Source organism: Petrachloros mirabilis (assembly GCF_975968855.1).
In genome coordinates, this window is record NZ_CDLUDY010000173.1 from 1 (window position 1) to 13,722 (window position 13,722).

15 protein-coding genes are annotated in these 13,722 nt (G+C 55.0%); 6 read left to right on the forward strand and 9 right to left on the reverse strand.

The genetic code is table 11. From position 1 onward, the window contains the following. From ACWVCN_RS07070 to ACWVCN_RS07105, 8 genes are all read right to left on the reverse strand, one after another. Window positions 1–1,470: efflux RND transporter permease subunit (locus tag ACWVCN_RS07070; protein ID WP_455244857.1), on the reverse strand; the 1,470-nt coding region annotated here is incomplete at its 3' end. 79 nt (window positions 1,471–1,549) lie between these two features. Beyond that, window positions 1,550–2,737: an efflux RND transporter periplasmic adaptor subunit gene (locus tag ACWVCN_RS07075; protein ID WP_455244858.1), complete on the reverse strand. Its 1,188-nt coding sequence runs from the start codon at window positions 2,735–2,737 to the stop codon at window positions 1,550–1,552. Beyond that, entirely contained in the window at window positions 2,734–3,366 is a 633-nt protein-coding gene (locus ACWVCN_RS07080; protein WP_455244859.1) for a TetR/AcrR family transcriptional regulator, read from the reverse strand. Before ACWVCN_RS07080 ends, ACWVCN_RS07075 begins: the two co-directional genes overlap by 4 nt. Window positions 3,367–3,598: 232 nt before the next feature. Continuing rightward, the gene (locus tag ACWVCN_RS07085) at window positions 3,599–3,982 is read right to left on the reverse strand and encodes a PilZ domain-containing protein (protein WP_455244860.1); all 384 of its coding nucleotides are present in this window, start codon (window positions 3,980–3,982) and stop codon (window positions 3,599–3,601) included. A 24-nt stretch (window positions 3,983–4,006) separates the two neighbouring features. Then, window positions 4,007–4,402 carry a PilZ domain-containing protein gene (locus ACWVCN_RS07090; protein WP_455244861.1) on the reverse strand — a complete coding sequence of 132 codons (396 nt, stop codon included), beginning with the start codon at window positions 4,400–4,402 and terminating at the stop codon, window positions 4,007–4,009. 346 nt (window positions 4,403–4,748) lie between these two features. Further along, entirely contained in the window at window positions 4,749–6,428 is a 1,680-nt protein-coding gene (locus ACWVCN_RS07095; RefSeq protein WP_455244862.1) for an isocitrate lyase/phosphoenolpyruvate mutase family protein, read from the reverse strand. 78 nt (window positions 6,429–6,506) lie between these two features. Then, window positions 6,507–7,049 carry a hypothetical protein gene (locus tag ACWVCN_RS07100; protein WP_455244863.1) on the reverse strand — a complete coding sequence of 181 codons (543 nt, stop codon included), beginning with the start codon at window positions 7,047–7,049 and terminating at the stop codon, window positions 6,507–6,509. Window positions 7,050–7,052: 3 nt separating this feature from the next. Then, the gene (locus tag ACWVCN_RS07105) at window positions 7,053–7,562 is read right to left on the reverse strand and encodes a hypothetical protein (protein ID WP_455244864.1); all 510 of its coding nucleotides are present in this window, start codon (window positions 7,560–7,562) and stop codon (window positions 7,053–7,055) included. 124 nt (window positions 7,563–7,686) lie between these two features. On the opposite strand from ACWVCN_RS07105, the gene ACWVCN_RS07110 reads away from it, so the two are divergent. The 6 genes from ACWVCN_RS07110 to ACWVCN_RS07135 all read left to right on the forward strand — a co-directional run bounded on the left by ACWVCN_RS07110 (window position 7,687) and on the right by ACWVCN_RS07135 (window position 13,267). Further along, window positions 7,687–8,184, forward strand: coding sequence for a thiamine pyrophosphate-binding protein (locus ACWVCN_RS07110; protein ID WP_455244865.1), 498 nt, complete (start codon window positions 7,687–7,689; stop codon window positions 8,182–8,184). Next, the gene (locus tag ACWVCN_RS07115; RefSeq protein ID WP_455244866.1) at window positions 8,181–8,759 is read left to right on the forward strand and encodes a thiamine pyrophosphate-dependent enzyme; all 579 of its coding nucleotides are present in this window, start codon (window positions 8,181–8,183) and stop codon (window positions 8,757–8,759) included. The genes ACWVCN_RS07110 and ACWVCN_RS07115 overlap by 4 nt, the downstream gene beginning before the upstream one ends. A gap of 90 nt (window positions 8,760–8,849) precedes the next feature. Beyond that, on the forward strand, window positions 8,850–9,932 hold the full coding sequence (locus tag ACWVCN_RS07120) for a pyridoxal-phosphate-dependent aminotransferase family protein (protein WP_455244867.1): 1,083 nt from the start codon (window positions 8,850–8,852) through the stop codon (window positions 9,930–9,932). Further along, window positions 9,929–10,648 (forward strand): phosphocholine cytidylyltransferase family protein, encoded by a 720-nt coding sequence (locus ACWVCN_RS07125; protein ID WP_455244868.1) that lies wholly within the window; start codon window positions 9,929–9,931, stop codon window positions 10,646–10,648. The genes ACWVCN_RS07120 and ACWVCN_RS07125 overlap by 4 nt, the downstream gene beginning before the upstream one ends. 82 nt (window positions 10,649–10,730) lie before the next feature. Further along, window positions 10,731–12,122 (forward strand): CDP-alcohol phosphatidyltransferase family protein, encoded by a 1,392-nt coding sequence (locus ACWVCN_RS07130; RefSeq protein WP_455244869.1) that lies wholly within the window; start codon window positions 10,731–10,733, stop codon window positions 12,120–12,122. A 152-nt stretch (window positions 12,123–12,274) separates the two neighbouring features. Next, window positions 12,275–13,267, forward strand: a complete 993-nt coding sequence (locus ACWVCN_RS07135; RefSeq protein WP_455244870.1) for a lysylphosphatidylglycerol synthase transmembrane domain-containing protein — start codon at window positions 12,275–12,277, stop codon at window positions 13,265–13,267. Here ACWVCN_RS07135 and ACWVCN_RS07140 read toward each other — a convergent pair. Beyond that, on the reverse strand, window positions 13,259–13,722 hold a 464-nt coding region (locus ACWVCN_RS07140; protein ID WP_455244871.1), incomplete at its 5' end, for a PilZ domain-containing protein. The genes ACWVCN_RS07135 and ACWVCN_RS07140 overlap by 9 nt on opposite strands.

A 13,722-nucleotide genomic window follows, 5' to 3' on the forward strand; every position in this document is an offset into this window, starting at 1 on the left:
CTTGAGAAATTTGAAGCAAAGGGCTGGGGTCACCGTACGGGAAACAAAGAACGATGTGAACAATGCAATGGCGATTGTGAGGGTGAGCGGGATTAAGAGAAGTCGGGCGATGCCGACCACGAAGAAGATCGGTAGAAACACGACGACCGTTGTCACTGTGGAGGCGAAGATCGGCATGGCTACTTCGCGTGCAGCCTCGAGGATCGCCTCCCAGCGACGCTGGTTGGTGTTGAGGTGGCGTTGAATAATCTCCAATTCGACGATCGAATCGTCGACCAAACGACCGATACCGAGAGCCAATCCTCCCAATGTGAACACGTTCAGTGTCTGTCCTGTGAAATAGAGGACGATGAACGTCACCATGATCGACAGGGGGATGGCGACGGAGATAATGAGGGTGCTCGTCAGGTTCCTGAGAAAAATCAAAATGACGGCAGCAGCGAGGACCGAACCGTGGAGCGCCTGCTCGATCAGATTTTTGATGGATTGCCGGATGTACGTCGATTGATCGAACGAGATTCCCAGCTTTACGCTCGGCGGGATGCCGATCATTTTCGGCAGCGCGCCGCGCAATCCGTCGACGACCTCGACCGTATTGGCCGTTGGTTGCTTGTTGACTCTGAGGTATACCGCACGCTTGCCATCAGTGCGGACGATATTGGTCTGAATGTCCGACGAATCGGTCACGGTCCCCAAATCACGGACGCGCACGGGATTTCCCTGTTGATTAACCTTTACGATGACGTCCTGAATCGGGTCGACGGTTCGGAATTGATTGTTTGTGAAGACGTTATAGTCGAGGTTTCCAGCCTTGATGTCGCCGGAGGGAAGGATCAGATTGGCGGCCTTGACCGACTTCACGACGTCGAGAATTGAAAGGCCCCGGGCGGTCAGGAGCGCTGGGTCGAGATTGATGTTAATCTGACGGATCTTGCCCCCTTCAACTGTCGCGGCAGCCACGTTGGCGATCTGTTCGATTTGGGGTGCGATCGTATTGAAAGCCAGGTCATAGAGCGCGCGCTCATCCAGGTCATCGCTGGAAACTGTCACAAACGAGACGGGGATGTTGGATACGTCGAACTTGACGATAAATGGTTGGAGGATGCCGGGTGGCAAGTTATTCAGGATCTGGGTGATGCGTTGCATCACCTCCATCTGGCCGGCATTGAGGTCGGCACCCCAGTTGAACCAGATTTGAACGGCTCCGATGCCCTGTTTGGAAAAGGACTCCACGTGTTCGACATTTGACGCGGAACTGACTGCCTTCTCGATCGGATATACAACGCTTTGTTCGATATCGAGCGGCGGGGCGCCTTTATAAATAACGCCGACGAAAGCCACAGGAACTTGAATATTGGGGAACAGATCAACGGGGAGACGCTCAAGCGAGGTCGCGCCAAGGACGACCATCGCGAGCGACAGCATCAAGATCCCGATGCGATTACGTAGGGCGAGTAGCGTGAGCCACATGTCTAGGATGGAATAGGGTGAGGAGTGAGGTGTAGTGCAAGTAGGAAAGTATGAACCGCAGATTCTTCACACTTGCCCCCTAGCCTTCGCTCTCCACCGGATGTAATGGTTGCGTCTGGACCGATGTGCCGTCGTGGACCAAATCTTTGCCGGATACGATGACCTGTTCTGAGCCATCCAACCCGTTTGTGATCTCCACTCGATTACCGTCCCGTCTTCCGATCTCGACGGGGACCCGTTCGGCTTTGCCGTCACGAACGACATAGACGTACTGCTTGTCTTCGAGTCGGCTCACGGCATCGATCGGGATCTGTAAAGCATTCTGGTGCTTGCCGACCAAGACTTCGACGCGTGCAAACATGCCGCCTTTAAGTAGGCGGTCCTTGTTGGGGAGGTCCACCTCGACAGTCATCGTTCTGGTAGCGCGATTGAGTGCGTGAACGACGCGCGTGACCGTCCCCTCAAAAATCCGGTCCGGATAGGCTTCGGCCCGAACGTGGGCTTTCTGCCCGATCTGAACAAGCGGGACGTCTTTTTCAACGACCTCGATCAAGGTACGGACGGTGTCGATATCGTGCAAATTCAAGATGCCGCGCGAGGTTGTGGACGTGCTGTTGGCCGCTCCTGTTACGTAGGCACCGAGATCAAGATTCCGCTCCGCGATATAACCCGAGAAGGGAGCTCGAATGTAGGAATACGCCAGGTTGGTTTCCGCCTGCGCGAGTGCCACTTCCATCTGTTTCACTTGTGCGCGGAGCGATTCCAGAGCGGCCACCGCGGCATCGGTGTTCACCTGCGCATTGTCGAAATCCTGTTGTGAGACGAATTGATCCTTGATCAAGGCTTGCATCCGTACGAGCGTAAGTTTCGCATTACGGACGGCCGCCTCCTGTTGCGTGACTTTTGCGCGAGCGGCTGCCAGGTTCGCCTTCGCTTGGTTGACCGCGTGCAGGTAATCCTGATGGTCGATCTCTACGAGTAACTGGTTTCCCTGTACGAAATCGCCTTTGTCGACGTACAACTTCGAGATGTAGCCGTCTACGCGGGAAAAAATATGAACCAACTGATTGGGCGTGATATCGGCCGTATAGCTGAGCCTGATGTCGAGATCTTTCCTGAGAGGCGTCACCGTGCCAACTGTGATGACACGGGACCTTTTGGCATCCACTTTTGCACCGCTGCTCAGGCGGAACACGACCAGGGCCGCGACGGCAAAGAAGATGATGATGCCCAACGTGACGATGGGATGGCGTTTGACGGGGTTCATCGTCGACGCCTCCGTCGTTTCGAGGGTAACGGGGTCTTGAGCAGGCCTTCCAGGAAAAGATCGACATACGTGGAGACGGTTTCGGCGTGGGGTCGATACTTCGGTACTCCAAAGATCTCGTGAAGAAGCCGGTGGTGGACGACCATTCCGATGAAGGCACGCGCGGCGAGCAGAGGATCTACGTTCCGGAACGCCCCCTCCGCAATTCTAACTTTGATATAGGCTGAGAGACGATCGTAGAAGATCCGGTGATGTTTTTCGAAGAACATCTCGCAGAGTTCGTGGCCCTCGAGCGCGCTGAAGAGTAACAGTCGAAAGAGAGTCGAGTCCACGTCTTTTCGTATTCGGAAACCGGCGATGAGAGAAAACACCCGGCAGTCATCCCGCTTATCTGCCGACTCTTCAATGGCCTCCAGGAGTTCATGAATAGTCACCTTTTCGGCCAGGATTGCCGCATAGAGGGCGCGCTTCGTGGGGAAATGTTTGAACACCAGTGCTTCGCTGACGCCAGCGGCCCTGGCAATTTCTTTCGTTGTGGTTCCGTTAAAACCTTTGGCAGCAAAAAGTGAGGCAGCGGCGGCTATCAGGCCTGCTTGTCGTTCCTGGCTCGTTGGTCTGGTCTGATTCATGTGGAAAGCCACAGGTAGTGAGTGAGTAGTTACTCACCGCGAAAGGATATCACGAATATGTCCGGGCTGACAATGAAGGGGATTCATGTCGAAAAGTGGTGTTCGCCGGGATGAAAGAGGATTAACGGGTGTGGCGGTAGCGGGAGGATGTGATCGGGGCTGGGTCGGGCTAAAGATTAGTCGCAGCCTTTATACGTATCGTTGAGGGCCCCCTCTTTTCAACGAGCCTTAGCTAGCCGGGCATGACGCTCGAAAGCAGAAAATAATGGAGGCGATTCCGCTCGCGGAGGTTCATCTTCAGAATCTCCACGCCGAACCGATGACCGGCAGACCAGGCTACGCGGGCCTCCATCACGAACAGGGGATCCTGGCCATCGGGCAAATAGAGAAATAGGGTCATCTCAATGGCTGGCTTCATCGGGGTATTCCCCCGAATTTTCAGCCCCTTCAAGGAGATATCGATGACGGTTCCGTCACCCATAATCAAGTTCCCTTCCTGATTGATGGCCGAATACATCAGCCCGAAATCTACGGGGTGGCGTGAGTCGACGCGTCGATTGCACGGGGATTGAATACGGCCCAATGATTTAGCGGGATGGATTTTGTGGTGTTTCATGAGACTCCTCCCCTGCTAGCGGCGTTAACGCTTCTTCTTCAATGGACGAAAGAGACGGTTCCAAACGCAAAAACGCAAGGCATTTTGGACCTCCAGTTTTGGGGTCACCATCTCTACACCGAATCGATGACCATTCACCCACGAAACTCGGCTTTGAGCGATACAGACGGGCTCCTTGATACTGGGGAGATCGATGAAGAGCGCCAATTCCATACCAAGTTGAACAAGGCGGTTTCCCCGAATGCCTATTCCGGTATCTGAGAAATTTGTGACCATGCCGTTCCCGATAAACATCTGTCCCTCGTGCATGCCGGAATACACCAGGCTGAATTGCGTGGGGACCCGTTCGATCTGGCGTCGGTTGATTCGTCCTGGCTTCTCTGAAATCTGAGTCGTCTCCTGTAGGAGGGGATCTTTCATGCTGTAACCTTTCTCTCCCATTCAGCAATGGTTCTCAGCGGCGTTGTTTTAGAACGAAATCCGAAATGCCACGCAATGGATGGCCGATTTGGCTCATAAATTTGACGTATAAGTAAAAAGGTGTTGATAAGCCTACGCTCCTTTACCTGCAGAGCCAGAGATCTCCATACGTCAGTTTGAGAGTACCGCACTCTGACAAATAAACCATCCCTACAGAGAGGGGTGCTCCTTCCCCGCCGGAGAGGGGGGAGGACACGTGAAATTGTACGCTTCCGTCGGGATTCGTTCGGGAATTCGAGAGTGGTAAGAAGGGGGAAACGCGGTTAGTACTTAGTGCTACGGATGACTATTGTCGGACCTTGGCCCAGGCCTTCTGGTATTCCTCAAAGGAGTCCACTTCCATCCAGCCTTTGAAGATAGGGACGGCCTGGACACTGTGGCCGCGGTCGATGAGTTCCTGAATCATGTCGGTAAACGACGCTTTGATGAAACTCCCGGCTTCATGGAAACCGGTCGTCTTGTACCGTTGTTGCGATGCTCGATAGCACTCGCGGAGAGCCTGGGTGCCTTTTTCGGAGAACATCGCCATGCCGATGAATTCGCCGTGCGCCTGCTCGCGGGGCAACTGCTGGCCGATGCGGACGATCCGGTGCTCTCCCTCAGGCATGACGAAACGGGACAGATAACTTTTCCCCGGTGCTTCAGCCAGCGTGACGAGGTCCGGATTGAGATGACTAGGCGGGCCACCGCGCTGTTCCTGGTCGAGCCAGGCGAGATCCACGATGAGGGCAATATCCGCCGGGCTCTTGAGCAGTTTCTCCAGCACCGCTGTGTCGAACATGATGTCGCCGTAAAGGATAAGGGTGCGGCCCTTGAATTCGTTGTCGGCACAGAAGATCGAATGCAGTTCGCCGGTCTCTTCATACCGGTCGTTGTCGTAATACTTGATGTTCGGAAGGGCAATGGCGTCTTTTTTGTAGCCGCGGATCAGGGCAATGTCCTTGATGTTGCAGTCGTTGAGCGCTGCTACGGCGCGCTCCAAGATAGTCTTCCCCTTGATGTCGAGCAGGCACTTCGGCTTGTCCTCGATCAAGGGGAGCAACTGTTTTTCAAATCCGGCGGCAGCAATGATGGCCGTGATCTTTTCACCTCCCACCGGCAGGAATTGTTTTTCGTCCCGCTCCATCTGCGGTACGCCGACGATGTCGTAGACCTCCGGCAGCGTGACGATCCGGTCGTTCGCAGCGCCGGGACGCGTGTCGTGTTTGATGAGGTCCAGGGTGTCGCGCATTGCCCGGATCGCTGCCCGCACAGGCTGGTTCGCATAGATGATAATCTTGACGCCGGCCTCCTCCATCTCCGCGGCCGTCGTTTGATCGAAGATCGTTGGGACAACTACCAACGGTACACGGCCTGACCAGGCCTTGTAGACAGCTTTCAACTCGTCGAATTTTTTCGATTTCGAATGGATCAGGACGGCATCGGCCCCCGCTTCAGCGTAGGCCTCCGCACGTTTCAACGCTTCTTCCTGCCCCCAGCCGGCGATCAAGGCTTCGGTCCTCGCGATGATCATGAATTCGGGGTAGATCTGTGCGGCTTTAGCAGCTTTGATCTTCCCACAATGTTCTTCGATCGGGATGAGTTCGCGGCGAACACCTGCATAGAAACTGCAACGTTTCGGATAAACATTGTCCTCGATACAGATGGCGGCGACACCGGCCCGTTCGCGGTCGTTTACGGTCCGCATCACGTTCAAGGCGTTCCCGTATCCCGTATCGCAATCGGAGATAACGGGAATGTTCACGGCTTCTGCGATATTACGCTCGACCTCGAGTTGTTCGCTGGAGGTAATGAAGCTCGCGTCCGGGATGCACTTCAGCGAAGCAGAAATGGCAAACCCGCTGGCCCAGACACCGTCAAATCCGGCGCGTTCGATCAAGCGTGCACTGAGGGCATCGTGGGCTCCCACGATTTTAAGTGCTCCGGGTCTTTTGAGCGCGGCTCGTAGCTTTTCGGCATTGTGCATGGTCCGCGCATGATGCGAAAGCTTGGCGCGGATGTCAACCAAAACTTTGCGGAGACGTGTGCAAGAGGAGAAGGTAGGTTAGAAAACCGTGGGGGAATTTCCGTCGTTCATCAGGGCACGCAGGTTCTGGCTCTCGAAGAAGATGATGCCGAGGTCGGTTTTGGTCTGATAGCGTAGTGTGACTTCAGTATCGAAGCCTTGCCAAGAATAGAATTTCACCGGTCCGACCGAGAATTGTCCTGGTGTGCGGTCCAGTGGGCCGTAGCGTGATTGCAGAAATGCCAGGATCTTGTCATGGGCGTCCTTCCCCTCGTAGCGGACGGTGACGCGAGCAAGTTTGTCTTCCACGGAGGTGAATCGCAGCGAACTAACCGGGGTATCCCCGAGTTTGACCTCGCCGGACTTCAATTCATAGGTCCTATGCCGTCCTGTATCTTCCACCAGCTTCAAATTCTCCGCCGTCGACAACTTCGATCCCCACTTCATCCCCTCGAAGCCGTCAGGGTCGTTAACCATAGGCACGGCCTGGGCTGCGGTCCCGAGGAAAATTAACACTGCGCCGATAACCCCTCCTGTGAGCATTCTGGCCAGCAGCCGAAATTCCGAGTGTGTCGAAGTCATGAGTTATTCCGCTGAGTCTGTGATGAAGTCGATAAAACGCGGTGCCAGCGTCCGGCTGTCGATAAAGATATATCCCCGCTCGTTGTTGGCGTGGTACGTAAGATTGATCTCGGTTTCGCTCCCGCGCCACGTGTATTGCTGATTCAGCCCGCGAACCATTTGTCCCGGTATTCGCTCAAGCGGGCCGAATTCCCGTTCAAGGAATGCAAGGATCTTCTTATGGGTCTCTTCCTGTTTGTAGCGGATAGTCACGCGGGCGAATTGGTTGTCTATGGAAGACAATCGAATCATTTCCACAGGCACATCCGCAAAGGTGGGAGGCTGGCCCTTGAGTTGGTATTCAATCACACGAGGAGTCTCTCGAAAAACCTCCAGATCCGTCCGTGATGCTAGAGGCGAGCCCCAGGGAATATTCCTGAATCCCTTGGGATCGTTCGTCATTGACACCGCATCAGACGGTGTGGGAGAGAGCAACAAGAGTAGGAGTCCCGTTGCCAGAAGCACTCTCGTCATTCGGGCAACGTACCATGCTCGTCCGCGATCCCGCAACAGTGACCGTTTCCTTGAGAATGCGTCGGGGCCTGGCTTATAATGCGCGACGATTTTAGGAATTTCAGCCAGGAAAGAACGGAGCGATATGATCGACAGCGACGCCTTCGTGCAAGCCATGCAGGATATGGGGGTGAACTTCTTCACGGGAGTCCCCGACTCGATTCTGGGAGGAATTATTGCGGAACTCATGGACCGGCGCTTGTATACGCCTGCCGTGCGGGAAGACGAAGCGGTGGCGATGGCGGCCGGAGCCTATATGGGAGGGAAGATCCCCGCTGTTCTCATGCAGAACTCCGGGTTAGGCACGTCTCTCAACACCCTCATTTCCTTGAACATGATCTATCGTCAGCCCTGTATTTTGATCGTTTCGTGGCGCGGTCAAGGTGGCAAGGATGCGCCAGAGCATTTGGTCATGGGGGAGGTGATGCCTCAGTTTCTCGATACGATGAAAATTCCTCACCGGACTTTGACCGAAAAAACAGCGATCGAGGACTTCAAGTGGGTGGCAGGAACCTTCATGAAGCAGCGGATTCCGGTCGCGCTCATCATTCCCAAGGGTGTCGTGAAAGGGCTGCATCCATGAGACCGGAAGAAGGGACTCTCATCAGTCGCGCACAGGCCATCACTGCCTTATTGGAACTCCTGACGGATCAGCCGGTTATAATTTGTAATGGGTTTCCCTCGCGCGAAGCCCACAAGATCTCGGATCGCCCCACCCATTTTTATATGATCGGTTCGATGGGCAATGCTCCTGCTATTGGACTGGGGGTCGCTCTTGCCAAGCCCCATAAACAAGTTGTTGTGTTTGACGGAGACGGCAACGTGTTGATGGGGATGGGTACGCTCGCGACGGTCGGGGCGTTGAAGCCCAAGAATTTCGTCCACGTTGTCTTCGATAATGAGGTGTACGGGACAACGGGCAACCAGCCGACGATTTCGAACGTCGTCCACTTGGAGAAGGTCGCGAAAGCCGCCGGTTATGTGAATGTGGAGCGCGTGTTGGATCGTGATGATCTCGTCTATGAATTTAAGGAAATGCTCAAACAGGACGGTCCGAGCATGCTGCTGGTCAAGGTGAACGAGTTTGCCGAAGATGTCGGGCGTGTTGTCCACGAACCAGCAGACATCACGAAACGGTTCATGAAAACGATTGAATAGAAAGGCAGGCAAGAGGTAACGGCAGTGAACCGTTGGTAGGGAGAATCCCGCCGTCAGTCCTGTGCCGTTTACCTCTCGTCGGTACTCCCCATGATGCTATTAAACCCAGGGCCCGTAAACGTCACCGAGCGCGTACGGCAGGCCTTGCTTCGGCCGGATATCTGCCATCGGGAATCTGAATTCACCGAGCTGTTGCATCGGATTCAAGGGAAATTACTTAAGGCGTTCGTGCCCGGTGCGGAGAATGAGTATGCTGCGGTTGTGATGACAGGATCGGGTACGTCCGCGGTCGAATCTGCCATGATGTCCTCGCTACCTCATGGCAAACGGATGTTGATCATCAATAACGGTGTCTATGGAGAACGGTTATCGCAGATGGTCGGGCTCAACCGGCTGGGTGTCTCGGAGTTGAAATACGAGTGGACAGTGAGGCCGGATCCGGAACGGCTGAGACTCGCACTCCGGCAGCATCCGGAAGTTCATGCCGTGGCCATGGTGCATCATGAAACCACCACCGGCTTAATCAATCCCGTCAAGGACATCGCCGACGTTGTCGACAGTCAGAACCGCGCATTCATCGTCGACGCCGTCAGTTCACTGGCCGGGGAAACGATCGATGTTGCCGGCTCGCACATGTATATGGTTGTCGGTACGGCGGGTAAATGTATTCAGGGCTTTCCCGGCGTCTCCTTTGTCTTGGTTCGGAAAGGATTTCTGGAGCGGATGCGCGCCTACCCGAAACGCTCCTGGTACCTGCACCTCACACACTACGTCGACGATCAAGGCCGGGGCACGGTTCCTTTCACGCCGGCCGTACAGGTCTATTATGCATTCGATGAAGCACTCAATGAATTGTTGGAGGAGGGTGTTTCGAAGCGCATTCAGCGATACAAGAAGATAGCGACGTTGATCCGTGAACGAATGGTCAAATTGGGAATCAAGCCGGTTCTGACGCCGGACCGAATGTCTAACACGATTACAGCCTATTATTTGCCGGACGGGTTGACCTACCAATCTTTACATGATCGGTTGAAAGAGCAGGGCTACGTCATCTATGCGGGACAAGGGAATCTCGAGAATAAGATTTTCCGCGTGGCCAATATGGGCGCATTGACCGAGGAGCAGTTCACCTCGTTCCTCGACGCCGTCGAACGGATCTTCGTCGCCGCATGAAAGCTATAATCCTTGCAGCCGGTGTCGGGAAACGTCTCTGGCCTGTCACCCAACACCGCCCGAAATGTCTCATCGAAATCGGCGGGGAAAGTCTGCTGCATCGCTATTTGGAATGTCTGGCCAGTCTCAATATCCCGCGAGCCGATATTGTCGTCGGGTACAAACAGGAAATGATCCGGAAGGCGGTCGAGACCAACTCGTTCGGACTCCGTGTCAACTTCTTGGTCAACGAGCAGTTCCATCGGGGGAGCATCTCGTCCCTCTGGGTTGCACGCACGGCGTTGGATGACGATGTCATTGTGATGGATGCGGATGTCCTGTTCCACCGGGAAATCCTGCGACGCTTAGTCCAGTCTCCCTATCCCAATGCGCTCCTCATGGACGATACTGTAAAACAGACGGGCGAGGAATGTATGGTCGTCGCCGAAGGAGGACGCGTCATCGCTCTGACGAAAAAAATCCCGTCGCGGTATGATCATGCCGGGGAAGGCGTCGGCTTCTTAAAAGTGCGGCATGCGGATACGCCGCACGTTGTTGCCTCGCTCAGGACGTTCGTCGACCGTGAGGCCTGGCAGATGGAATATGAAGATGCGCTGATCGAGTTCTTCCGTGCGGTTAAGGTGGGATACGAAGTGATTGGGGGCCTGCCATGGACGGAGATTGATTTTCCCGATGATGTGGAAAAGGCCGAGCGGGATATTCTTCCGAAGCTGTAGAGGTTGTGCTTCGTGGAGCGTCGTTTTCAAAGCATAACCGCTTACATGAATAACGCACAATGAGATACGAGAGACAAACGCAATGAGTGAAAGCCTGATCCAGAAGCAGGCCGATGTTCAGGGGTTGTCGACCGCAATTCTGTTGCCATCCGTAGATCTGTTCGGTGCACCGGTTCGGTACGCGGTTAGCCCGATCACACAGATCGTCGGCATCGGGCTATTCGCGCGAACGGTGTTGACCCTTCAGCGTGCGGGAATCCGACAACTCATCGTGCTGGTCGGTTCGGAAGAGGAGCAGCTGAAGCAGGCGCTCCTCAAAGGTCCCCGGGTGACGATTCCTGTCCGCTGGATGCCGATCAGAGAGTTTCCGCTGGACGATCAACGGACATGGGAAGGGCTGGCGGCGGAGGCACACGGTTTCTGTTTGCTCTCCGGTGTCGGCGGGGTCTTTTCTCGGTCTCTCATTGAACAGTTGCGACAGGATGTGCAAGACGGGCAGGCGATTGTCGTGGCCCAGGGAAGGCGGGCAACCGCTCCAGAGCTTCCGTCGTTCGATCGAAGGCAGGAGGGAACAGAGGATTCGGTTGCCGCCGATCTGGTGGTCCTCCCTGCCAGTGTGTTGCGCGGAACAGCTCCGGAAGCACCGGAAGCACCGGAAGCAGGTTCGCTCCCGGTTCGTCGCTGGCTCGAACGGGCATCCTGTGAAGGCCGACTGCGCGTGGTGACGGTCGGAGTCGATTCTGGCGCATGGTATCAAGACGTGCACAACGCCGAAGACATTCGCCGAGCCGAGCGGAGGCTGTATTCCTCATTGAAGGGCGAATTTGAAGGCTTCGTCGATCGGTTCTTTAACCGGAAGCTTTCGCGGTGGTTCACACGCGGATTCGTAGCGATGGGATTATCGCCCAATGCCATTACCATTGTGGCGACAGTGATCGGTCTTGCAGCAGCGGGTTTGTTCGGTGTCGGGACGTATGCAGCGGCGATTGCCGCGGCGCTGCTGTTCCAGTTCGCAGCCGTTATCGATTGTTGTGACGGCGAAGTCGCACGGCTCACGTTTACCGAATCTCCATTTGGGGCGTGGCTCGACATAGCTATGGACAATGTGGTGCATATGGCAATTTTTGGTGGTATTGCAGCTGGGGCATTTCTACATGAGGTCGGCTCAGAACGATCCTGGATTCCGTTGGCCTTAGGGGCTTCAGCGATATTTGGCAATGCACTGTCATTTACACTCGTCAATCGGGCACAGAGGATCAAACAGGCGAGCGAATGGAAAACGCCTATCCATGCGGCATGGTCTGATTTCATGCTCAAGAACGTTGCCAGTCGAGACTTCTCCGTTGTTGTGCTGATTTTTGCGATGCTCGGCAAGCTCGATTGGTTCCTGTGGATTGCCGCGATCGGCTCGATAGTATTTGCGATGATCATGGTCTGGGTAATCCGACCGTCCGCTGTGGCCACGAAGTCGTGAGTGTCTAAGGGGATGCTGAAAACAGCTTCCGGCTTCGTGCTCTGTAGCTCACCTCACTCAAAGGATCACCGGCAGTACCCCCCACGGGTTTGGCGTCCTGCGGACTTGCCGGGAAACGATATTCAGCCTCCCAGGGAAAGTAATCGGGCAACGTGTTGAGAATTCTTCTATTCACCCTCGGTCTCCTCACGCTTAGTTTCCTCGTTTGGCATATCGGGCCAGGCAATATCTACGAGGCAGCGGCTGAGCTTGGACCGATCGCACTCTTTGTGATCTTAATTCCTTCCCTCCTCATGTACTTGCTGGAAGCCTATGGCTGGAAGATGACACTGGGGCCTTCCGCGCGCCATATTCCCTTCTGGCGCGTGTTCGCGATCCGCACGGCTGGTGAAGTTGTGAACATGACAACGCCGACCGGCTACGTCGGAGGCGAGCCGCTCAAGGCGTATTTACTGCAGAAGTACGAGGTCCCGATGGTCGAAGGGCTTGCTTCTGTGGTCATCGCGAAGACGACAATGACGATCGCGCAGGTTTTATTTATCCTGATCGGTATCGCTGTGGGATTTTGGGTCTTGGGGGCAGGCGGATCATCCGGTCAGGTTGTGGCGGCGGGACTACTCAGTGTGGGACTGCTGCTGTTCGGCACGGCTGCTTTCGTGCTTGTCCAGCGTCGCGGTCTCTTCACATGGATCTTGGGGATGCTGCGAAGGATAGGGCTCCGGATCGGGTTTCTTGAAGCGAAAGAAGACAAACTGAAAGAGTTGGACCGGACGATTTTGAATTTTTACACCGAGCATCAATCGACGTTCTATGCATCGACGGGTGTTTACTTTCTGGGGTGGCTGGCAGAAGCGCTGGAAGTCTTCGTCATCATTTATTATCTCGGTGGTCCTTCTACGTTGATGTCGGCGTTGTCCATCGGAGCCCTATCTGTTTTTATCAAAGGTGGCACATTTTTCATCCCCGGCAGTCTCGGTGCGCAGGATGGGGGCAACTTGTTGCTTCTCAAAACCTTCGGCTACAGCGACGTCACCGGTATCACCTTCGCGTTGTTGCGGCGGTTCCGCGAGCTGGTCTGGATCGGAATCGGGCTGGTCTGCCTTGCGATTATCGGAAAGAAAAAGAGCCGGTTGAAGTTAGGATAAAGCAGAACGTTGTTGATGGATGAACTGAATCCGCTCGATCATCCGGTCCCATACGAAACTGTGCAGACGGAGATTGGCTTCTCGATCGACTTGTAAAAACTCGACGCCTGCTCTCGTGCCCTGCACCCACCGGACTTGTGCCGAGTCGATCGGCAATGATTCGGTCTTGTCGGGGAGGATGAGGCGGAGCGCCAGCTGTTGCGCGTGCAGCAGCGGTTCGTCGGTTTCGATCGTGCAGCCGACTGCCGAGATGTTAGAAATCGTACCTTCGCCGACCGTCGAATAAACGCAATACATTACTGGATAGCGAAGCGGGAGGCGGTAGAGCCCGCGGTGGTATTGCCTGGTTCGTTCCATGCTAGATGCAGTGTAGCTTCGCGTGTTCGTAGAATATATCCCTCCTAAGGGGGAGAGAGTGGGATTTTCGACATTCTCTGCGCTCGGCGAACCCATAC

What these genes read in the sequence shown, in the direction of transcription:
- ACWVCN_RS07085 (WP_455244860.1), bottom strand. Translation starts at nt 3,982, where the DNA reads ATGAAACACCACAAAATCCATCCCGCTAAATCATTGGGCCGTATTCAA.
- ACWVCN_RS07120 (WP_455244867.1), top strand. Translation starts at nt 8,850, where the DNA reads ATGATGCTATTAAACCCAGGGCCCGTAAACGTCACCGAGCGCGTACGG.
- ACWVCN_RS07095 (WP_455244862.1), bottom strand. Translation starts at nt 6,428, where the DNA reads ATGCACAATGCCGAAAAGCTACGAGCCGCGCTCAAAAGACCCGGAGCA.
- ACWVCN_RS07115 (WP_455244866.1), top strand. Translation starts at nt 8,181, where the DNA reads ATGAGACCGGAAGAAGGGACTCTCATCAGTCGCGCACAGGCCATCACT.
- ACWVCN_RS07100 (WP_455244863.1), bottom strand. Translation starts at nt 7,049, where the DNA reads ATGACTTCGACACACTCGGAATTTCGGCTGCTGGCCAGAATGCTCACA.
- ACWVCN_RS07125 (WP_455244868.1), top strand. Translation starts at nt 9,929, where the DNA reads ATGAAAGCTATAATCCTTGCAGCCGGTGTCGGGAAACGTCTCTGGCCT.
- ACWVCN_RS07130 (WP_455244869.1), top strand. Translation starts at nt 10,731, where the DNA reads ATGAGTGAAAGCCTGATCCAGAAGCAGGCCGATGTTCAGGGGTTGTCG.
- ACWVCN_RS07075 (WP_455244858.1), bottom strand. Translation starts at nt 2,737, where the DNA reads ATGAACCCCGTCAAACGCCATCCCATCGTCACGTTGGGCATCATCATC.
- ACWVCN_RS07110 (WP_455244865.1), top strand. Translation starts at nt 7,687, where the DNA reads ATGATCGACAGCGACGCCTTCGTGCAAGCCATGCAGGATATGGGGGTG.
- ACWVCN_RS07090 (WP_455244861.1), bottom strand. Translation starts at nt 4,402, where the DNA reads ATGAAAGATCCCCTCCTACAGGAGACGACTCAGATTTCAGAGAAGCCA.
- ACWVCN_RS07080 (WP_455244859.1), bottom strand. Translation starts at nt 3,366, where the DNA reads ATGAATCAGACCAGACCAACGAGCCAGGAACGACAAGCAGGCCTGATA.
- ACWVCN_RS07105 (WP_455244864.1), bottom strand. Translation starts at nt 7,562, where the DNA reads ATGACGAGAGTGCTTCTGGCAACGGGACTCCTACTCTTGTTGCTCTCT.